At 62.4% G+C, this 20,160-nt stretch carries 24 protein-coding genes; 20 read left to right on the forward strand and 4 right to left on the reverse strand.

What is annotated here, in order from left to right:
• Positions 1–4: 4 nt before the first annotated feature.
• From C5J24_RS28610 to C5J24_RS28645, 8 genes are all read left to right on the forward strand, one after another.
• Positions 5–826 carry a carbohydrate ABC transporter permease gene (locus tag C5J24_RS28610; RefSeq protein ID WP_046634738.1) on the forward strand — a complete coding sequence of 274 codons (822 nt, stop codon included), beginning with the start codon at positions 5–7 and terminating at the stop codon, positions 824–826.
• Positions 827–853: 27 nt separating this feature from the next.
• Positions 854–1,912: an ABC transporter ATP-binding protein gene (locus C5J24_RS28615; RefSeq protein ID WP_105422842.1), complete on the forward strand. Its 1,059-nt coding sequence runs from the start codon at positions 854–856 to the stop codon at positions 1,910–1,912.
• A 90-nt stretch (positions 1,913–2,002) separates the two neighbouring features.
• Positions 2,003–3,496: a UbiD family decarboxylase gene (locus C5J24_RS28620; RefSeq protein WP_245446830.1), complete on the forward strand. Its 1,494-nt coding sequence runs from the start codon at positions 2,003–2,005 to the stop codon at positions 3,494–3,496.
• A gap of 117 nt (positions 3,497–3,613) precedes the next feature.
• A complete protein-coding gene (gene ric, locus C5J24_RS28625) occupies positions 3,614–4,276 on the forward strand; it encodes an iron-sulfur cluster repair di-iron protein (protein ID WP_105422846.1) in 663 nt (220 codons plus the stop codon).
• A gap of 54 nt (positions 4,277–4,330) precedes the next feature.
• Positions 4,331–4,606 carry a DUF6522 family protein gene (locus tag C5J24_RS28630; protein WP_105422848.1) on the forward strand — a complete coding sequence of 92 codons (276 nt, stop codon included), beginning with the start codon at positions 4,331–4,333 and terminating at the stop codon, positions 4,604–4,606.
• A gap of 109 nt (positions 4,607–4,715) precedes the next feature.
• Complete coding sequence (locus tag C5J24_RS28635) at positions 4,716–5,225, forward strand: SCP2 domain-containing protein (protein ID WP_105422979.1); 510 nt, start codon at positions 4,716–4,718, stop codon at positions 5,223–5,225.
• The gene (locus C5J24_RS28640) at positions 5,216–6,193 is read left to right on the forward strand and encodes a peptidase U32 family protein (RefSeq protein ID WP_105422849.1); all 978 of its coding nucleotides are present in this window, start codon (positions 5,216–5,218) and stop codon (positions 6,191–6,193) included. Before C5J24_RS28635 ends, C5J24_RS28640 begins: the two co-directional genes overlap by 10 nt.
• 2 nt (positions 6,194–6,195) lie before the next feature.
• Entirely contained in the window at positions 6,196–7,131 is a 936-nt protein-coding gene (locus C5J24_RS28645; protein WP_371674848.1) for a U32 family peptidase, read from the forward strand.
• Positions 7,132–7,151: 20 nt separating this feature from the next.
• On the opposite strand, the gene C5J24_RS28650 is transcribed toward C5J24_RS28645, so the two are convergent.
• Together C5J24_RS28650 and C5J24_RS28655 are read right to left on the reverse strand one after the other, a co-directional pair.
• Positions 7,152–7,835 carry an NnrU family protein gene (locus C5J24_RS28650; protein WP_105422852.1) on the reverse strand — a complete coding sequence of 228 codons (684 nt, stop codon included), beginning with the start codon at positions 7,833–7,835 and terminating at the stop codon, positions 7,152–7,154.
• A 10-nt stretch (positions 7,836–7,845) separates the two neighbouring features.
• On the reverse strand, positions 7,846–8,001 hold the full coding sequence (locus C5J24_RS28655; protein ID WP_167551678.1) for a hypothetical protein: 156 nt from the start codon (positions 7,999–8,001) through the stop codon (positions 7,846–7,848).
• Between the two features lie 121 nt (positions 8,002–8,122).
• Here C5J24_RS28655 and C5J24_RS28660 point away from each other — a divergent pair, with 121 nt between their 5' ends.
• The 6 genes from C5J24_RS28660 (at position 8,123) to C5J24_RS28685 (ending at position 13,763) form a co-directional block, all read left to right on the forward strand.
• Positions 8,123–8,668 (forward strand): cytochrome c oxidase subunit 3, encoded by a 546-nt coding sequence (locus tag C5J24_RS28660; protein ID WP_105422853.1) that lies wholly within the window; start codon positions 8,123–8,125, stop codon positions 8,666–8,668.
• Between the two features lie 9 nt (positions 8,669–8,677).
• A complete protein-coding gene (locus C5J24_RS28665; RefSeq protein WP_105422854.1) occupies positions 8,678–8,950 on the forward strand; it encodes a cytochrome C oxidase subunit IV family protein in 273 nt (90 codons plus the stop codon).
• Positions 8,951–9,150: 200 nt separating this feature from the next.
• Positions 9,151–9,603: a cytochrome c gene (locus C5J24_RS28670; protein WP_105422981.1), complete on the forward strand. Its 453-nt coding sequence runs from the start codon at positions 9,151–9,153 to the stop codon at positions 9,601–9,603.
• 22 nt (positions 9,604–9,625) lie between these two features.
• Complete coding sequence (locus C5J24_RS28675) at positions 9,626–10,972, forward strand: nitric-oxide reductase large subunit (RefSeq protein ID WP_105422855.1); 1,347 nt, start codon at positions 9,626–9,628, stop codon at positions 10,970–10,972.
• Positions 10,973–11,048: 76 nt separating this feature from the next.
• Positions 11,049–11,855 carry a CbbQ/NirQ/NorQ/GpvN family protein gene (locus C5J24_RS28680; RefSeq protein ID WP_105422983.1) on the forward strand — a complete coding sequence of 269 codons (807 nt, stop codon included), beginning with the start codon at positions 11,049–11,051 and terminating at the stop codon, positions 11,853–11,855.
• 9 nt (positions 11,856–11,864) lie between these two features.
• Positions 11,865–13,763, forward strand: a complete 1,899-nt coding sequence (locus tag C5J24_RS28685) for a nitric oxide reductase activation protein NorD (protein WP_105422985.1) — start codon at positions 11,865–11,867, stop codon at positions 13,761–13,763.
• Positions 13,764–13,827: 64 nt separating this feature from the next.
• Here C5J24_RS28685 and hemN read toward each other — a convergent pair whose 3' ends face one another.
• Positions 13,828–15,180 carry an oxygen-independent coproporphyrinogen III oxidase gene (gene hemN, locus C5J24_RS28690; protein ID WP_105422987.1) on the reverse strand — a complete coding sequence of 451 codons (1,353 nt, stop codon included), beginning with the start codon at positions 15,178–15,180 and terminating at the stop codon, positions 13,828–13,830.
• Positions 15,181–15,380: 200 nt separating this feature from the next.
• Between hemN and C5J24_RS28695 the strand changes: the two genes are divergently transcribed.
• From C5J24_RS28695 to C5J24_RS28715, 5 genes are read left to right on the forward strand one after another with little or no spacing between them, the layout of a single operon-like run.
• Complete coding sequence (locus tag C5J24_RS28695; protein ID WP_038546255.1) at positions 15,381–15,650, forward strand: DUF2249 domain-containing protein; 270 nt, start codon at positions 15,381–15,383, stop codon at positions 15,648–15,650.
• 11 nt (positions 15,651–15,661) lie between these two features.
• The gene (locus C5J24_RS28700; RefSeq protein WP_105422856.1) at positions 15,662–17,020 is read left to right on the forward strand and encodes a hypothetical protein; all 1,359 of its coding nucleotides are present in this window, start codon (positions 15,662–15,664) and stop codon (positions 17,018–17,020) included.
• Complete coding sequence (locus C5J24_RS28705; RefSeq protein WP_105422857.1) at positions 17,017–17,538, forward strand: DUF2249 domain-containing protein; 522 nt, start codon at positions 17,017–17,019, stop codon at positions 17,536–17,538. The genes C5J24_RS28700 and C5J24_RS28705 overlap by 4 nt, the downstream gene beginning before the upstream one ends.
• Positions 17,531–17,827: a metal-sulfur cluster assembly factor gene (locus tag C5J24_RS28710; protein WP_105404465.1), complete on the forward strand. Its 297-nt coding sequence runs from the start codon at positions 17,531–17,533 to the stop codon at positions 17,825–17,827. The genes C5J24_RS28705 and C5J24_RS28710 overlap by 8 nt, the downstream gene beginning before the upstream one ends.
• Entirely contained in the window at positions 17,824–18,024 is a 201-nt protein-coding gene (locus tag C5J24_RS28715; RefSeq protein ID WP_105404466.1) for a hypothetical protein, read from the forward strand. The genes C5J24_RS28710 and C5J24_RS28715 overlap by 4 nt, the downstream gene beginning before the upstream one ends.
• Positions 18,025–18,078: 54 nt before the next feature.
• Here C5J24_RS28715 and C5J24_RS28720 read toward each other — a convergent pair whose 3' ends face one another.
• Positions 18,079–18,774, reverse strand: coding sequence for a Crp/Fnr family transcriptional regulator (locus C5J24_RS28720; protein WP_105422858.1), 696 nt, complete (start codon positions 18,772–18,774; stop codon positions 18,079–18,081).
• 167 nt (positions 18,775–18,941) lie between these two features.
• On the opposite strand from C5J24_RS28720, the gene C5J24_RS28725 reads away from it, so the two are divergent.
• On the forward strand, positions 18,942–20,159 hold the full coding sequence (locus C5J24_RS28725) for an NnrS family protein (protein WP_105422989.1): 1,218 nt from the start codon (positions 18,942–18,944) through the stop codon (positions 20,157–20,159).
• Position 20,160: the final 1 nt, after the last annotated feature.

Raw genomic sequence — 20,160 nt, forward strand, 5'->3', positions numbered from 1 at the left:
CCTCATCAGACGCAAGACGCTCGATCGCATCGGCCTCCTGTTCGCGGCCCTCGTCATGGTGTCGCCGGTCGTGCTGTTCTTCCTCTGGATGATCTCGCTGTCGCTCAAATACGAGATCGACAACGGTGCCTATCCACCGATCCTCATCCCGGAAAACTTCGCCTGGTCGAATTATGTGCAGGTGTTCCGCGAGAACAATTTCTTCCTGTATTTCTGGAATTCCGTGCTGGTGACGGGGGCCGCGACACTGCTGGCGCTCATCATCGGCGTGCCGGCGGGATACGGCATCGCACGGTTGAAGGCGGACAAGGCAGCGATGGTCATCATGATCGCTCGCATGACGCCCGGTCTTTCCTTCCTCATTCCGCTTTTCCTGCTGTTCCAGTGGCTGAACCTGCTCGGCACGCTCTGGCCGCAGATCATCATCCACCTGGTCGTCACTGTGCCGATCGTCGTGTGGATCATGATCGGCTATTTCGAGACGACACCGATGGAACTCGAGGAGGCTGCCAGCATCGACGGCGCGACGCCCTGGCAGGTGTTCCGCCTCGTGGCTCTGCCGATCGCCAAGCCCGGCATCGTCGTCGCCTTCATCCTGGCGCTCATCTTCTCCTGGAACAACTTCGTCTTCGGCATCGTGCTCGCAAGCCGCACCACGCGAACGCTGCCCGTCGCCGTCTACAACATGCTCTCCTTCGAACAGGTCAGTTGGGGACCGCTCGCCGCGGCCGCACTGATCGTCACCCTCCCCGTGCTGGTACTCACCCTGTTCGCCCAGAAGCAGATCGTCGCAGGCCTGACGGCCGGCGCGGTCAAGGGCGGCTGAGCAGGCTCACAAACAGGATCGAATTTCATGGCAACCGTCACCCTTCACAACATCCAGAAGCGCTTCGGCGCGGTCAACGTCATCCAGGACCTCAGCGTCGATATCGCCGACGGGGAGTTCGTGGTTCTCGTCGGTCCCTCGGGCTGCGGCAAGTCCACGCTGCTGCGCATGGTCGCCGGTCTCGAAGAAGTCAGCGGCGGCGAGATCCGCATCGGCGCCCGCGAGGTCAGTAACCTGCCGGCCCGCGACCGCGACATTGCCATGGTGTTCCAGAACTACGCGCTCTATCCGCATATGACGGTGGAGGACAACATGGGCTTCGCGCTGAAGCTCAAGCGGGCGAATCCAGCCGATACCGCAGAGCGGGTAAAGAAGGCGGCGGCGATCCTCGGCCTCGAAAACCTGCTTCAACGCTACCCCCGCCAGCTTTCCGGCGGCCAGCGCCAACGCGTCGCCATGGGCCGGGCGATCGTCCGCAATCCTCAGGTGTTTCTCTTCGACGAGCCCCTCTCGAACCTCGACGCAAAACTGCGCGTGGTGATGCGCAGCGAGATCAAGGCCATGCACCAGCGCATCGGCACGACGACGATCTACGTGACGCACGACCAGATCGAAGCCATGACCATGGCCGACAAGATCGTCGTATTGCATGACGGCAATATCGAGCAGGTCGGCGCGCCGCTGGAACTCTACGACCGGCCGGCCAACCTCTTCGTCGCCGGCTTCATCGGTTCGCCGGCCATGAACTTTCTGGACGGCAAGATCGAGGAAGGCGTTTTCCGCACCGAAAAGGGGCTGATCCTGCCGCTTCCGGCCGAAGTCTCGCCGGCCAAGGCGGGTGGCCGCCCGCTCGTCTACGGCATTCGGCCGGAGCACATCCGCGCCAGCGACCAGTGTATCCAGGGCCGCGCGGCGATCGTCGAAGGCACTGGCTCGGAAATCTTTGCAAAGCTCGATTGCGGCGGCGAGCAGCTCTCCTGCCTTTTCCGCGAGCGCATCGATGTCAGGTTCGGCGACACGGTCGGTATCTCGCTCGACGCGAAACAGGTTCACCTCTTCGACAAGGCGACGGGCCACAGGCTCTGAGCGAGAACTGGCGGCGTCTAATCATTTGCGCAAGCGCAAAGACAGCCGCTTCCTTCTTCTCAATCTGGGGGCATGAAAGCAGATGCCACAATGCCCCGCCACTACGGCAATCTCCAGGATTTCGTAGCCCTTCTGGAAAGCAGGGGGCGGCTGAAGCGGATTTCGCAGCCCGTTTCGCTGGTCCATGAGATCACCGAGATCCACCGCAGGGTCCTTGTGGAAGAAGGGCCGGCGCTGCTCTTCGAAAAGCCGGTCGATGCCCGCGGCAATACCCTGGCAATCCCGCTCGTCGCCAACCTGTTCGGAACCCGCGAGAGAATAGAGTGGGGCCTTGGGCTCGGAGCTGGCGGCATAACGGGGCTTGCCGATTTCCTGAGCGAGTTGCGCGAGCCGCGACCACCGAGATCGATGCTCGACGCATGGCGAAAACTTCCGCAGCTAAGGGCGGCGCTCTCGCTGAACCCTCGCTCGGTCTCGCACCCGTCGTGCCAGGAGATCGTCTGGCAAGGCGCCGATATCGATCTCGACCGGCTGCCGATCCAGTCCTGCTGGCCCGGCGAGCCCGCCCCCCTCGTGACCTGGCCGCTGGTGATCACCCAGGCGCCGGACGATCCGGCGGATGTCAATGTCGGCGTCTACCGGATGCAGAAGCTCGGCAAGGACCGGCTGATCATGCGCTGGCTCGCTCATCGCGGCGGCGCAAGACATCACAGGATGTGGCAGGCGCTCGGCCGGGACATGCCGGTGGCGGTCGTCGTCGGCGCCGACCCGGCGACAATCCTTGCGGCCGTCATGCCGCTGCCGGACAAAATGAGCGAACTGAATTTTGCCGGCGTCCTGAAAGGCAGGCGTCAGGCGGTTGCGCCCGCGTTTTCCGTACCGCTCCCCGTTCCCGCGGAGGCCGAGATCGTCCTCGAGGGCACGATTTCCGCTACGGAGATGGCGGACGAGGGACCTTATGGCGATCACACCGGCTATTACAACGCCGTCGAAAGCTTCCCGGTGCTTTCCCTTTCGGCGATCACGATGCGCCGCAATCCGGTTTATCTCTCCACCTATACCGGACGACCGCCGGACGAGCCGTCCAGGCTGGGCGAAGCGATGAACGAGATCTTCATCCCGCTGGTCAGGCGTCAGTTCCCGGAGATCAGGGATCTTTGGCTGCCACCGGAGGCCTGTTCCTATCGGACCATGGTGGTGTCGATCGACAAGCGCTATCCGGGCCATGCCCGACGGATCATGATGGGCCTCTGGTCCATGCTGCCGCAGTTCAGCTACACCAAGCTGATCATCGTGGTCGATCCCGACATCGATGTCCGCAGCTGGCCGGATATCATGTGGGCGATTTCCACCCGTTTCGATGCCGGCCGCGACCTCATGGTCGTCGACAACACGCCGATCGACTACCTCGACTTCGCCTCTCCGCGGCCGGGCCTCGGCGGCAAGCTTGGGCTGGATGCCACGACCAAGATCGGCTCCGAGACGACACGGGAATGGGGCCGGATTCTCGAAATGTCCACCGAAATCATCGAGAAGGTCGACCGGATATGGGCATCGCTCGGTCTCGACGAGGCCTTGCCATGACAAATTATTTGCAGAGCGCCGAGCCGCAAAAGCTGTCCGCCGGCCAATGATGCCGACGCCAGTACAATCCTGAAACCATCATCGATCCCCAAAACCATCATAGACGAGGAGTACATCATGACCGAAATTGTTCCAGACACGACAGTCGGAGCGATCGCCACGGAACTGCCGGGAGCCGCTGAGCTCTTTCGCCGTCACGGCATCAGCTTCTGTTGCGGCGGCGACATACCGCTCTCCATGGCCGCCGAACAGGCAGGTCTCGCACCGGCCGCGCTGATCGCCGATCTCAAGGCCCTCCAACAGGCATCGGGACGGGATGCACCGCAGGAAACACTGGCATTGATCTCGCACATTCTCACGAGATATCACGCCGCCCATCGCGAGGAACTGGGGTGGCTCATTCCACTCGCTCAGAAAGTCGAGCGGGTGCACGGTAACCACCCTTCCGCCCCGATCGGCCTTTCCGGGACATTGGCACAGCTCCGCGATGAACTGGAAAGCCATATGATCAAGGAGGAGCAGGTGCTCTTTCCGATGATGCAGCACGGCGGCAGCCGAATGATTGCCCATCCGATCGCCGAAATGCGAAACGAACACGAAGACGAAGCGCAGCATCTGCAGACGATCGAGCACGTGACGCGCGGCCTCGCCCTGCCCGAAGGTGCCTGCAGATCCTGGACGGCGCTCTATACGGGGCTGCGCAAATTCACCGACGATCTTGTCGTCCATATGCATCTCGAAAACGAAGTGCTGTTTCCAAGATTTCAATCGGTGTCGTAGAAGGTGGAGAAAGCGGTAAACCTTGCCGCAACACCGTCGATCTGAGGAAGAGCGATGCATATCGAACGCGACCCGAACGGCGACTTCATCCTGGAATCCGGCGAGATTGCCGGTCGGTTCGGGCTGTCTCGCGACGATTTCCGGCAGAGAATCCGCCAGGGTCTCGTGACAAGCACGGTCGAGCGTGGCGAAGCCGAGGATATCGGAACGTCCCGCCTCAGCGTTCGTCTCGGAAACCGTGTCTGGCGCGCCATCCTCAACAACGAAGGCGAGGTTCAGAACGAGGCCGTGACATTCGTTCGTGGGAGAGGCCGATCCGGCGGATCCTGACGCCGATCGCGGGCCTTTCAAAGAACCATCGTTCCTCTTTGCGCTGGCTCAAGCACGGCCGCTCCCGCAACCGATAGCCTGTGCCTGCATTTCAGCAGGACGCATGAACATGGAATTTCCCCGCGCACTCGCCATCCCCTTGGCCTACATGCCACTTGCCGCGATCGAGCGAGCGGCAGGGCTGCTGTTTCAGCGCGTCCTGAAAGAACATCCCGACCTGTTCGAACGGCTGGGCGAGTACAAGTCGAAACGTTTTGCTTTTCTTCCGAGCGACCTGCCTCTCGCCTTCATCGTGGAGCCGGCCGGGCCATCCATCCGCGTCACGCGGAAACAGGCGATGCAGGACCTCGCCGATGCCTCCGTCGAAGGGCCGCTCTTCCTGCTGCTTGCCCTGCTCGAAGGCCGCTGCGATGCCGATGCGCTGTTCTTCTCTCGCGATCTCTCCGTCACCGGCGACATGGAAGCCATGCTTGCGATGCGCAATGCGCTCGATGGCGCCGACATCGATCTGCCGCGCGACCTGTCGAGGCTTGCCGGTCCTCTCGCCCCCCTCTTCGGAAAGGTGGGCCGTGATATCCGCCGCCGCGCACTGAACGAAGAGACTTCCCGATGGAACTGATCTGCCCCGCCGGAACGCCGGCGGCCTTTCGCGAAGCCGTCGATGCAGGTGCCGACGCCGTCTATTGCGGCTTCCGCGACGAGACCAATGCCCGCAATTTTCCCGGCCTCAACTTCAGCCGCCAGGAATTGCGCGAGGCGATCGCCTATGCCCGCCGGCATGGCACCCAGACCTTCGTCGCCCTCAACACCTTCATGCGCGCCGGAGACGAGGAGATCTGGTACCGCGCCGCCGCCGATGCCGTTGCTCTTAAAGCCGATGCGCTGATCCTTGCCGATTTCGGGCTTATGGCACATGTGGCCGAACGTTATCCCGAGCAGCGGCTGCATGTCTCGGTCCAGGCCTCCGCTTCGAACGTCGACGCGATCAACTTCCTCGTCGATGCCTTCCATGCCAAGCGGGTCGTCCTGCCGCGAACGCTCACCATTGCCGACATTGCCCGCATCGCACCGCAGATCCGCTGCGAGATAGAGGCCTTCGTCTTTGGCGGGCTCTGCGTCATGGCCGAGGGCCGCTGTTCGCTCTCCTCCTACGCGACGGGTAAGTCGCCGAACATGAACGGCGTCTGCTCGCCGGCAAGCCATGTGCGTTATCGCCAGGAGGGCACGGAACTGGTGTCCGAACTCGGCGACTACACGATCAACCGCTTCCCAGCCGGCGAAGCGGCCGGTTACCCCACCCTGTGCAAGGGTCGTTTCGATATCGCCGACAGCCCCGCCTATGCATTCGAAGACCCGGTTTCCCTGGATGTCATGGGCGAGATCGATGCGCTTTCGGCAGCGGGCGTCAGCGCTCTGAAGATCGAAGGCCGCCAGCGCGGCAAGGCCTATGTCGCCGAAGTGGTCTCGACCCTGAAAAAGGCCCTGTCGGCCGGACCGGAGCAACGAACGGCGTTGCTGATGCGCTTGCGTGGCCTCAGCGAAGGCCAGAAGACCACGTCGGGCGCCTACGAGAAGCGCTGGAGATGAACATGCACCGCACCATTTCGCCCTCCCTGACGATGGGACCCGTCTATTATCTCTGGGGCGGCCCCAAATGGCGCGATTTTCATTTTCGCATCGCCGACGAGGCGCCGATAGAACGCGTGGTGATCGGCGAAACCGTCTGTTCCAAGCGACAGCATTTCATCGAACCCCATATCGCCGAGGTCATCGAGAGACTGGAAGCCGCGGGCAAGACCGTGGTTCTTTCGACGTTGTCGCTCGTCACCCTGGAGCGCGAGAGCCGGCAGATCCGGGATCTCGCCGCCGACAGCGAACATATGATCGAGGCCAACGACCTCTCCGCCCTCGGGCTGCTGAATGGCAAGCCCCACAGCATCGGCCCCCTGGTCAACGTCTACAACGCGCCGACCGCCAGGCTGCTCGCCGGCCGGGGAGCGACCAGCATCTGCCTGCCGCCGGAATTGCCCTTCACATCGGTCGAGAAGATCGTCGCCGACGCGCCCGCAATCGCATTTGAGGTCTTCGCCTTCGGCCGCATGCCGCTCGCCATCTCGGCGCGATGCGCTCATGCGAGATCCAAGGGCAAGATCAAGGACAATTGCCAGTTCGTCTGCGGCGAAGATCCGGACGGCCTGCCGGTGAAGACCCTTGACCGACAATCTTTCCTCGCACTAAACGGGGTGCAGACCGTGTCTCACACCTGCCAGGCCCTACTGGGCGAGCTCGCCAGCCTCGCCGCATGCGGTATCTCGGCGGTCCGCTTGTCGCCGCAGGACTGCGACATGGTGGCGGTCGCAAAGCTCTACCGCGCCGTGCTCGATAACGCACTGGACGCGGACGAGGCGATCATGCTGCTGCGCGAGATCTATCCCACCGCCGCTTTGTCGAACGGTTTTCATCATGCCCGCGAAGGGGCTGCATGGGTCGCGCGTGCCCGCGACACGGCTCATGGTCGAGTGTGAGCGGTTGCCTCGCGAGGCGATCAGGCGCCAAGAAACAGAAGCGGATCCGCGCCCACCAAAACCGCATGTCCTCCGCCGAGAAGCCAGACGAGCAACGCTGCCGCGCAAAGCGCAGCGGCAGCCATCGGCACGTCTACTGTAACTAGACACTTACCATTTATCGCCGCTGCGAACGGAATGACGGAAGTCTGCGACGAGGCCGCCGGCCAGGCTGGCCCCAGCGATCGGCGTGCCCTCTTTTCGAGCATCAACAAGCCGGCGGCGGAAAAGGCGGCGAAGCCGCCGAACAGAAGCAGCGAACGCAAATCTCCGTTCGCAGGAATGTGCCCCACCGACCAGCAGAGAAAACCCCAGAGAACCGGATGGCGCGTGACGGCTACGATCGCATCCGCCTCCCCTCCCTTACGGAAGGAAATCGAGAAGGGATTGCGGCTGAACAGGCCGGCAAGAACCAGGAAGAGCCCGATCGGCGATAGCACGAAGGCAGGCCAGGCCTGCCACGGCCTCGGTCGCCAGATTTCCACGTAGTCGAGGCTCAAAGCGGACAGGAAGAGCCAGGCCAGGGCCGCGGTGGAAACGACGGAATAGGCGGCAATATAGCCTCCATGCCCCATCCATCCGATCAGCGTGCTGCGAATCCTCGGAACCGCGGGCAAGGAATGCAGGGCGATGAAGGCCACGAAAGCCAGCAGAAACTGCGTCATGGCACGGCCGCTACTGTTGCCAGAAGAGAACGCCCGCAATCGCCACGGAAAAGACGACCGCCGCCAGCGAGCTGTAGCCCTGCAGGACACCCATCCGCTTCAGGGCGATGGCGAATATGACAATGATCGGGGCGGCCATCAGAAGGCCGACTTGTGCATCAGACATGGCAAATCCTTGGTTTGCCGTCATCCTAATCCCTCTATCTGCCGTTTCTTTGCGATATGACAAAGAGCCGGATCTGTATTGCCTCCATTTTCCGGGACGGAAGAATACCGGAGGTTTCGGAATGGCGGCAATCTCGACCAGCGAAGAGAGGGATGAAGGCGGCGACCTTCTTCTCTGGGTGCTCGTCTGGGGCGAACTCGTGGCGTTCGGCATCCTGCTGATCGGCTATATAGTCATGTCCATGCTGCACCCGGAAAGTTTTGCGCTCGCAAAGCTCCATCTCGCGCCGCGGCTGGCGGGGCTCAACACGGTCGTGCTGCTGGCGAGCAGCTGGCAGGCGGCGCTTGCCGCCAGCTCCCAGGGAAAACCTCGCCGGCAGCGCCTGTTCCTGCTCGGCGCGGCATTTTTGGGCTTCCTCTTCGTCGCCCTCAAATTCGCCGAGTACAGTTCCGAATGGGCCGCGACAGGGGCCGAGAACCTGCAGACCTTTTTCGAACTCTACTTCCTCATCACCGGCTTCCACCTCGCCCATGTCGCGTTCGTTGCCGTCCTCTTCGTATTGGCGGCGATCAGGCTGGAACGGTCGACGATCGTCACGCTGACGACCATCTGGCACGTCATCGACATCGTCTGGCTGGTGATGTTCCCCCTGATCTATCTGAGCTAGGAGGCCGGAATGGATGATTCGAAACTCTTCGGCAGCGCCAACTGGATCATGATGCTCGGCATCGTCGGCGCATTGATCGCCGCGCAATGGAAGCATGAGGTGATACCGGCGGCGGCACTTGCCGTCATCCTCGTCATGACCATCGCCAAGATACGGCTCATCGTGCTCGACTTCATGGACCTGCGGGGGATGCGACCCAATCTGGCCCGCGCGCTGATGATCTGGCCGATCTTCTTCTCTGCCCTGTCGCTGGGCAAGGTCGTGCTGGCCACCCTTCTCTAGGGCCACGCCCACCGGCGCAAGGAAAGCAGATACTTACCCTCCGAAAAAACAGCGGACTTCGCGGGCAACGCTTTTTTGTTTGGTAAATCGCAAAGAACGCTTCCGGAAAGCCGCTCATAGAAGCTTCACGGGTCATCGTCCGCGTTCGCGGATGTGGCCCGCAGCAACCCGCAAGGCATCCGCACAAAGGGGACATGAGGATGGCAGAACGCCTCACAAAGACCGGGGCACGTAACGTCTTTTACGGCGGCTCCGCGTTCTTCTTCGCAATCTTTCTCGGGCTTACCGCCCACAGTCACTACTACATGCGAACCACGTCCACGGACGAAGCCACGCTCTCGGATTCCGTCGGGCGAGGCAAACACGTCTGGGAAAAGAACGCCTGTATCAACTGCCATACGATACTCGGGGAAGGCGCCTATTTCGCTCCCGAGGTCGGCAATGTGTGGAAGCGCTGGGGCGGCGATACCGATCCGGGCACAGCCCGCGCGACGCTGAAGGCCTGGATGGCCGCGCAACCGAGCGGCATCGAAGGCAGGCGGCAGATGCCGCAGTTCAACCTGACGGAACAGGAACTCGAAGATCTGGCCAACTTCCTAGAATGGACGAGCAGGATCAAGACCCAGAACTGGCCGCCGAACGATGCCGGCTGATCTCACGGGAAGGGAAAAACACATGAAATATCAAACCCAGAAGGTCGCCATGCTGTATTTCTACGGCGCGCTCGGCCTGTTCATCGCCCAGGTCCTGTTCGGCGTTCTGGCGGGAACGATCTACGTCCTGCCGAACACGCTTTCGGAACTGCTGCCCTTCAACATCGTGCGGATGGTCCACACCAATGCGCTCATCGTCTGGCTGCTGATGGGCTTCATGGGCTCGACCTACTACCTCCTGCCCGAGGAGGCCGAAACGGAGCTGTTCAGCACCAGGATCGCGGTTGCGCAGTTCTGGCTTTTCCTCGTCGCGGCGGCGATCGCCGTGGTCGGTTATCTGTTCCACTATCATGAAGGCCGCGAGTTTCTGGAACAGCCGTTCCTCATCAAGGTCGGCATCGTCATCGTCGCTCTGATGTTCCTGTTCAACATCACGCTCACGGTGCTCAAGGGCCGCAAGACGGTCGTCACCAACATCCTGATCTTTGGCCTCTGGGGTGTCGCGATCTTCTTCCTGTTCGCCTTCTACAACCCGGTCAATCTGGCGCTCGACAAGATGTACTGGTGGTATGTCGTCCATCTCTGGGTCGAGGGTGTCTGGGAACTGATCATGGCCTCGGTGCTGGCCTTCCTGATGATCAAGCTGAACGGCATCGACCGCGAAGTGGTTGAAAAATGGCTCTACGTGATCGTCGGCCTTGCCCTGTTCTCCGGCATTCTCGGCACCGGCCACCATTTCTACTGGATCGGCGCCCCCGGCTACTGGCAGTGGATCGGCTCGCTCTTCTCGACGCTGGAAGTGGCGCCCTTCTTCACCATGGTCGTCTTCACTTTCGTGATGACCTGGAAGGCCGGGCGCAAGCATCCGAACCGCGCCGCACTTCTCTGGTCGATCGGCTGCTCGGTCATGGCCTTTTTCGGCGCGGGCGTCTGGGGCTTCCTGCACACGCTGTCTTCGGTCAACTATTATACCCACGGCACCCAGCTCACCGCAGCCCATGGCCACCTCGCCTTCTTCGGCGCCTACGTCATGCTGAACCTTGCCGTCATGGCATACGCCGTGCCGGAACTTCGGGGCCGCAGCCCTTACAACCAGTGGCTTTCGATGGTCAGCTTCTGGATCATGTGCACGGCGATGTCGGTCATGACCTTCGCGCTGACCTTCGCCGGTGTCCTTCAGGTGCACCTGCAGCGCGTCCTCGGCGAAAGCTTCATGGATGTCCAGGATCAGCTGGCGATCTTCTATTGGGTCCGGCTCGGATCGGGCGTCTTCGTGCTCATCTCGGCGCTGATGTTCCTCTGGGCTCTGTTCGTCCCGGGCCGCGAACGGCGACCCGTCGGGACGCCAAGCATCCAGCCGGCCGAATGATGCAGCGTGGCTCCGTCTTCCCACCGACGGAGCCGCGTTCCTCCATCCCTCCAAAGATCAGGACATTCCGATGACAATGATTTCCACGATAAAGCCGGTCGAGGCCGGACCGATCCCGCACTACATTCCCGCAGGCAACGAATGCGAGCTGTTCGAAACGGCCTGGAAGCGGCAGCTTCCGCTTCTCTTGAAAGGCCCGACCGGTTGCGGAAAGACCCGCTTTGTCTGCCACATGGCCGAGCGTCTCGGACTGCCGCTTGCGACCGTTTCCTGCCATGACGATCTGGCTGCCGCCGATCTGACCGGCCGGTTCCTCCTGAAAGGCGGCGAAACCATCTGGGTGGACGGCCCCCTGACGAAGGCGGTGCGCGGCGGCGGCATCTGCTATCTCGACGAAATCGTTGAAGCGCGGAAGGATGTCGCCGTCGTCATCCACCCCTTGACCGACGACCGCCGCATCCTGCCACTCGAAAGAACCGGTGAGGTGCTGGAGGCGCCGCCGGAGTTCATGCTGGTCGTCTCCTACAATCCCGGCTACCAGAATATCCTCAAGGCATTGAAGCCTTCGACCAAACAGCGTTTCGTCGCCATCGAGTTCGACTTCCTTCCCCGCGAGCAGGAAGTGGCGATCGTCGCTGCGGAAAGCGGCCTTTCCGAGCGAAACGTCGTGCCGCTGGTAAATCTCGCCCATCGCCTGCGCGCCTTGAAGGGACACGACCTGGAGGAGGGCGTTTCAACGCGCCTGCTCGTCTACTGCGCCACGCTGATCGAAAGCGGGCTTGATCCGCGCCGTGCGATACGGGCTGCCATGATCGAGCCGCTGACCGACGATCCGGACGTGCGTGCGGCGTTGATCGAAGTGGCGAATGCCGTGGTTGCCTGAGGTGCTATGATGCTGGATTTTCTCGAGCTGGAAGAAACCGTCGGCAAGGCCTGGCACCGCCTGGTCGGCCAGACACGAAGCCTGCCGCGTTATCCCGAACAGGCGGTGACGCTGGACGAGATAAAACCCGTCCTCGCATCCTGCTTCCGCGGGTTCGGAGGCGATCACGCGGTCCAGCTCGTCGCAGCCCATCAGCGCACGTCGAAACATCGCCTGAAGCTTCGCCAGCTTGTGGGGCTCGGCGAGGAGCGGATTGCCCGCTCCGGCCGGGATTTCGCCCGCGCAATGCTGCCTGATGTCATCGACTTCTTTCCGGACCGCAGCCTGAACCGGGCATTGTACGTCTGGTTGACGGCGGCAATCGCTACATTGCCCGAAGCCCGGCCAGCCTCGCCGGATCCCCTCGCACGGGATCTCGAGCGGCTGCATATGGCAATCTCCAATGTGGACGACACGCTTGCCGCATTTCCCGGCCTGCGTCCGGTCTATCGAAATTTATGTCAGGTAACGCTTACCGAGCGTCGCCGCGGCAGGCTTCCCTCGGTGGAACGGTTGCTGGAAAGCAGCATCATCAGCCTGCTGCGGACAGGCGCCTGCCTGCCGGACGATACCCCGAGCGCGATCTTCCCGCGTCATGCCCCACCCGGCTACCAGCCTATGATGGACGTGCCGCTCTGGCCGGAATTCTTGTCCCATGAGGAAAGCCGTTCTTCGGCGGAGGATTCAGAACCCCCGCTCGGCGATCCGCAGGGTCCGACTGGCAAGAGAAGATTCAGCGCGCAGCGCGAGCGGGAAGACGAGAAGCGCTCCGAACGGAGCCCGTTCATCCTCAACCGCTTCGAGAAAATCCTGGCGATGACGGAAATGGTCAATGTCGACCGGCCGACCGACGACAAGCCCGAGGAAGATGGCAAGGCCGCCGAGGATCTCGACGAGATGGTCCTCGGGCGCCGCAAGGAACGCCCCTCCTCGCGTTTTCACTTCGATCTCGACCTTCCGCCCGAAATGGTCGACCTGAAGGAAATCGCCGCCGAGCTGACCTATCCCGAATGGGATTACCGAAAGGCCACCTATCTGAAGAACCATTGCCGGGTCCTTGCCGTCCCGACCTCGGGTAGCGGCGACCGCCTCGATATATCGGAGGATACGAAGGCGCTGGCGAGGAAGGTGCGCAAGCAGTTCGAGATCCTGCGGCCGCGCCAGGAAATGCTCAAATCGCAACTGGACGGCGTGGAGCTCGATCTTGATGCCGTCGTCCGGCGCCGGACCGATCTCATGGCCGGAGGGCAGGCGACCGACCGTATCCACGTGGCAAGCCGGCAGCGCACGCCCGATCTCGCCGTCACCATTCTCGTCGACGTGTCCCTCTCGACCGACGCCTGGATCGACAACCGGCGGGTTCTGGATGTCGAGAAGGAAGCGCTTCTCGTCCTCGCGCAGGGCCTCACCGCCTGTGGCACGGATCACTCGATCCTCACCTTCACCTCCCGCCGCCGCTCCTGGGTGCGGGTCGAGACCGTGAAAGGCTTCGACGAGCGGCTTTCTCCGGTTGTCGAGGATCGGATCGCCGGCCTGAAACCCGGATATTACACCCGCCTCGGAGCCGCCCTGCGGCACGCCACCGCGGACCTCGCAAAACGCCCCAACCGGACCCGGCTGCTTCTCGTGCTGACCGACGGCAAGCCCAACGACATCGACCACTACGAGGGACGTTTCGCGATGGAAGACAGCCGCCGCGCCGTGCAGGAAGCAAGGCGCCTTGGCGTCAGCGTCTTCGCCGTGACGGTGGACAAGGATGCGAAATCCTATCTGCCGACGATGTTCGGACGCAACGGTTATGCGGTTGTCGGAGATATTTCAAAGCTTCCGGCGGCTCTGCCCGCCATCTATCGCGGCCTGACGGGATAGGGGAGCCCGGCCGCATGGAGGTCCGGCTCGGCGGATGCCGGACCTCCATTTCCCGTTCTGAACCCTATGCCGCCTTGCTGAACGACCTGCCGCTTCTGTTTAGATAGGCATCGAATGCAGAGGCCGCGGCTCTGACGATGAACCGGTGATCCTCCGAGACGCGGATGATGCCGTCCCGGCGTTCGATCAGGCCGTCTCGTTCCAGCTCATCGAGCCGATCGTTGCCCCGCAGCAGAAGCTCGGCATCGAAGCCATGCGCTGCCGCTAGGGCCGCAACATCCACCGTAAAGTCACACATCAGTCTTTCGATCACCTCACCGCGCAGGCGATCTTCCGGCGTGAGGCGATAGCCCTTGGCGACCGGCAATTCGCCTTTCGACACCCGGGTCGCATAAAGGCCCGGCGGAACCTCGTTCTGGATATACCCTTGCGGCAACCGGCCGATCGAGGACGCGCCGAGCCCGATCAGGGCCTCGCAGGCATCCGTCGTGTACCCTTGGAAATTCCGATGCAGTCGGCCTTCGGTCTGCGCAAGCGAGAGTTCGTCGCCCGGCAGCGCGAAATGGTCGAGACCGATCCTGACATATCCTGCCGCCACCAGGGCCTCTGATATCGCGGATGCCTGAAGCGCGCGCTCCCGCGCATCCGGAAGCGCCGCCTCATCGATGAGTCGCTGGTGCTTCTTGAAACTCGGAATATGCGCATAACCGAAGACGGCAAGGCGATCCGGGCGCATGGTGACAGCCGTTTCGACCGTCTCGACGCAGGATTCGACCGTCTGAAACGGCAGCCCATAGATCAGATCGAAGTTGATCGCGTTGATGTCGTTACGGCGAAGATGCTCGACCGCATCCATCGTCGTCTCGACGCTCTGAACGCGGTTGATCGCCTTCTGGACCTTCGGATCGAAGCTCTGGACGCCAAGGCTTGCGCGGGTGACGCCCGACTGGCCGAGCGCAACCGCCATCTCCCCGGTCAAGGTTCGCGGATCGATCTCGACCGCGGCATTGACGGCGCCCGCAAAACCGAGACGATCGCGAAATGCATCCATCAGCGCGATGAATTCCTCCGGCCTGATGATGGTCGGCGTGCCGCCGCCGAAGTGGATTTCCCCGACGCTGAAGCCGTCGTCCCTGGCGGACGCCAGAAGCTCGATTTCCCGGTGAAGTATCTCGATATAGTCGAGAATGGGCCTGTCGCGCTCGGTGATCGTCGTGTGGCAGCCGCAATACCAGCACATCGACCGACAGAAGGGGATGTGGATGTAGAGCGAGGTTGGTTGTCCTTCGGGCAACGCCTTCAGCCAGGCCGGATAGTCGAGGGCATCGAAATCCGGGCTGAAGTTCGGAGCCGTCGGATAGCTCGTGTAGCGCGGCAGCCGTGCATCGCCATATTTCTCGATTATCGCTGCTGACATGTCGGGCTCCTTTCGGTTTTCTTCAAAGAGCATTTAGCTGCCCGCCGCCGGCCTCTCTTTGTGCAAAATCAACGACAGCGTCGTCTTTCTGTAAAATATTTGTCCCGACGCAAATTCCGTCGATCGCGCCGCTGCTAACTCATCAAGGCGGCCGGGATCGGCCAGGCCGCTGCACCAGCTCGAAAGGCCCAGAACAAACCATGTCGGATATTGAAATCCCCTCCATCGATGTCAGGACGCTCGCTCCCGCCGAACGTCACCCGAAGATTTTCGGCGTGCTGACGTCCCTCATCCCCGGCGGCGTCATGCATGTCACCAGCGACCATGATCCCCGGCCGCTGCACTACCAGATCGAGAGCCGGTATCCGGAAGAGTTCGACTGGCAATATCTCGAACAGGGTCCGGATGTCTGGCGCGTCGAGATCCAGCGGGCGCAAAGCTCCGGCTGCGACTGCTGCTGCGGTCATTGAAAGACGAAGCCATGCCCGGCGCCACTCTCTCCCCCTGGACGATGTCCTATTTCGCGACGGCGCTGGTCTGCCTGGTCGCCGGGCTGGCCTTGACGATATCGGGCTTCGGATATCCATCCGCTCCCATCGACGACCCGGCCTCGCTGGTGATCGTCCACCTGATCGCGGTCGGCTGGCTCGGCCTCCTGTTTGCCGGATCGCTGCTTCAGTTCGTGCCGGTAATCGCCTCGCGACAGTTGCAATCCCCCCATCTCGCCCTGCCCGCCTTGCTGCTGACCATGATCGGGCTTCTCCTGCTGCTCGGCGGGTTCCTGGGGCTGGCCGATCTCGTGCCCCTCTGGACGTGGATGCTGCCGGCCGGAGGCCTTCTCCTGACCGTGGCATTCGCGGGCCTCTGCTGGATGGTCGCGGGGACGCTTGCGGCAGCCCGGCCGTACTCGCTGCCGGCAAAGTTCGTCGCGCTCGGCTGCGTGCCACTGATCATTACGGCGCTGGTCGGGCTGCTGTTTGCCCTTTCCCTCTCCGGCCTCACCGATGATCCGCGTCTCGTCGGGCTGCTGCTCTCGGCCGGACCGGCGCACGCCTATCTCGGATTGTTCGGATGGATGACCATCACCGCGATCGGCGTCAGCTATCGCCTCCTGACGATGTTCCTGCTGTCGCCCGAAAGGACGAGCGGGACAAGCCGGGCGATCGGCTGGCTATCGGCCACCGCTCTCCTGGCCGCCGGCTATGGCATTTTCTCCGATGGCGCCGGCTTGCCCGCCGACTGGCCGCTTCACCTGGCGATAGCGCTCTCGGGACTTGCCGCTCTTTTCTACGCCATCGATATCCACTCGATCTTCCGCGAGCGGAAACGGAAGTCCGTTGAACTGAACGTGATGGCGAGCCTGGTGGCGATCGGCATGCTGCTCTTCTGCTTCGTTCTTCTCGCGGCCTCTATCGTGATCGGCAATCTGCCTGAGATGGTGATGCCCGTCGCCTATCTTTTCACGTTCGGATGGCTGACCGGGCTCGGCCTCGGGCAGCTCTACAAGATCGTGGCATTCATGACGTGGCTGGAGTTTTACGGCCCCGTTCTTGGCCGCACAGCCGTCCCGCGCGTCCAGGACCTCGTCAACGAGCGGCGGGCTTCCTTGTGGTTCGGGCTCTATTTCACCGCGACGGCAACGGCGACCGCGGTCCTGATCCTCGACATGCCGGACATGTTCAGGGCGGCTACATTCGCTCAGCTCACGGCTGTCTGCGCTCTCGCCTTCGAGTTCATTCAGGCCCGCCGCCTCGCCATGGTCCCGGTCGCGACCCGGCTGCCATCGGCCATCGCCGCACGGCGGCTCATTTTACCAAGCTTCAACGGGAGGTCACGATGACCCAGGAATTCAAGGAACTCGATGTCAGGCCGATCCTGAAGAACGGCGGCGAGCCTTTCGAAGCGATCATGACGGCGGTCGGGGCGCTGCAGCCCGGTCAGGGACTGAGGCTGCTTGCGCCCTTCAAGCCGCAACCGCTCTATCGCGTCATGGATGCCAAGGGCTTCGATCACGCCATTATCGAACTCGACGGCGGGGATTTCGAGGTCCGTTTCACGCCGCGCCAGCAAGAAGCGGTCGCGCTCTCGGAAAACGCGGTCTCGCCCGAACTCTGGGCGGAGCCGTCGGTGCAGCTCGACCTTTCCGACCTTGATCCGCCGGAACCGATGCAGCGAATTCTCGGCGCGGCCGAAGCACTCGACGCGGGCGAAGTGATCTTCGCGGTGCTGGCACGCGAACCGGTCTTCCTGTTCCCGGAACTGACGCGCCGGGGCCATCAATGGGTGGGCAATTTCGATCGGGACGGCAGCGCCTACCGCATCATGATCCGTATCGGCAAAGGGGTTGCCGATGCCTGACACGTCCGAGCAGGCCAACCTGATCGAACAGGTCAGGCAACAACTTTCCATGGTCATCGATCCGGAGATGGGACGCAGCGTCGTGGACATGGGCCTCATCTACCGCATCGAGGTGGATCAGGCCGGCGACATGCACATATCGATGACGACCACGACGAAAGGCTGCCCCGCCTCGACCTTTCTGAAGGAAGCCATCCAGGCCTGTGCCGCATCGGTTGCCGGCGTGAAGAGCGTCGAGGTGGAACTGACCTACGACCCGCCGTGGAACGCTTCGATGATGACATCATGAAGCTTCTAACGCTGATCAGGCGCTGGGGAGAGACACGGCACCACGAAAGGGCGCCGCTCGTTTCGCATGCGGGAAATGTCCGGGACAAGCGCCATGCGGTCTACGAGATGGTAGCATCCGGCGCTGCAGACGATCCGGCCTTGTTCATCATCGAGGAAATCGAGCGCCTGAGCGAGTCGATCACCCGGGAGATCTGAGGCATCTCGCCGGGTTGTCCGGCGGTTGTTTCAGGAACGCCTATCTCGCTCCCGTTATCCCTTCGTGCTTTCAGCCAGCGCCAGCAGGCCTTCGGCATCCTTCACCAGCAGCTTCTGGCGCCCGCCTTCGACCAGGCCTTTCGCCTCCCAAGCGCTCATGATCCTCGAGACGGTATGCAGCGTCGTGCCGGTCATCTCGGCTATGTCCTGCCGGGAGATTGGGAAGTCGATCCGCACCGCATCGCCCTCCTTGCGGCCCGCATGCTTAGCGAGCCTCAGAACCGCGTGGGCGACCCGCTGCTCGACCTCCTGTGTCGACATTTCGCGGATGCGGGCATGGGCTTCTTCCAGGCGCTGCCCGATCGTCTGCATGGCCGTGACCGCAAGCCGGGGATTGCGATCCACGAACTGCGGCCAGAGTTCCGTCGGCCAGCAAAGCGCGATGCTTTCCGAAACGGCCATCGCCGTGCCGGGATAGTCCGTCCGCTGGAGCGCCTTGGCAAAACCGAAGAGATCACCCGGGTGGACAACGCGCACGATGATCTGCTGACCGTCTTCGGTGACCTGCGTGACTTTCAGCCTGCCATGCAGAAGCAGATGGAAATGCGTCGCGGCCGCCCCCTGTTCGAAGACCGCTTCGCCGACCGGCACCCGACGGGAAGTTGCGTGAGCAAGAAGCGCTTCCGTATCGGCATCCTCCATCCTTTCGAACAGGGGAAAACTTCTCACGAGGCTCTTATCGATCTTCAACGGCCTATGCTCCGCTAGGGTCAGCGCGAACCTAGCACAGCCCGCGGCGAGATCGAAGATGCGCTATTGCCGCGCCGGCAGCAAACATTCCCGCGTCTGCTTGCGACGCCGCAATGAAGGGGGGGCGCCGCCGCCGTTACAAGGATGCCGAACAAGGAGTTCCGAAGATGACGACAATTCCGGCCGGGCGGCGACCTGGGAGCATCCCGAGGGGACTTTCCACAACCGCTCCCATCATATTCTCCTACGGCTTCCGGCCGTTCTTTCTCTCGTCGGCCCTCTGGGCGGCTGCCGCGATGCTGTTATGGATGGCAAGCCTGGCCGGACTGATCGACGTGGCGGTTTCCTACGGCACCGTCCACTGGCATGCACACGAGATGCTGTTCGGTTATGCGAGCGCCGTGCTGGCGGGTTTCCTGCTGACCGCGGTCCCGAACTGGACCGGCAGGCTGCCGGTGTCCGGTTGGCCGCTGGTCTTCCTGTTCCTCGTCTGGATCTCCGGCCGGCTGGCGCTGCTTCTGTCCGACTTTATCGGCACCACGGCCGCCATCCTGGCCGACAGCGCTTTTCTGCCCCTCCTCCTCTTCATCTGCGTGCGCGAAGTAGTCGCGGGACGGAAGTGGAAGGACCTGAAGGTCATCACCGGCCTCGTCGCGCTCTCCGCTGCAAACATCCTGTATCATCTGGCGGTGGCTGGCGGGCAGCACCCATCCATCGGGATCAAGCTTGCCCTCTCGGCCTATACCGCAATGATCCTCGTTGTGGGTGGGCGAATCATCCCGAGCTTCACCCGCAACTGGATCAACAAGACCGGTCGGACGGATTTCCCCGCCGCCTATGACCGGTTTGATACGGCGGCCATCCTGTGCGGGGTCGCCGCCCTGGCCGCCTGGGTCGTTCTGGACGACGGAAAGCTCGTTGCGGGGGCGGCAGGGCTGGCGGCGGCCATGCAGGCTATCCGGCTCGCGCGCTGGCGGGGCTGGACCACGACCGCGGAAATGCTGGTGACGATCCTGCATATCGCCTACCTGTTCGTACCGCTGGGGTTCCTTGCGATCGGCCTTGCAGCCGTGAACCTCTTCGACCAGACCTCCGCTATCCACGTCCTGAGCGTCGGAACCGTGACCACGATGATGCTCGCCGTCATGACAAGGGCAAGCCGGGGCCATACCGGGCGCGCCCTGACCGCGTCGCGAACAACCGTCGCTTGCTATGCGGCAATCGTGCTCTGCGCCCTTCTAAGGCCAAGCACCGGCCTGTTTCCGGAATTTACGAGCCTGATCTATTCACTCTCCGGCACCGCATGGCTTGCCGCGTTCGGCCTCTTTATTCTCGAATACGGGCCGATGCTGACCCGCGTGCGACGGCGGGTGGCGGAAGGATAAA

This window comes from Neorhizobium sp. T25_27 (genome assembly GCF_002968565.1).
Taxonomy (GTDB): Bacteria; Pseudomonadota; Alphaproteobacteria; order Rhizobiales; family Rhizobiaceae; genus Neorhizobium; species Neorhizobium tomejilense.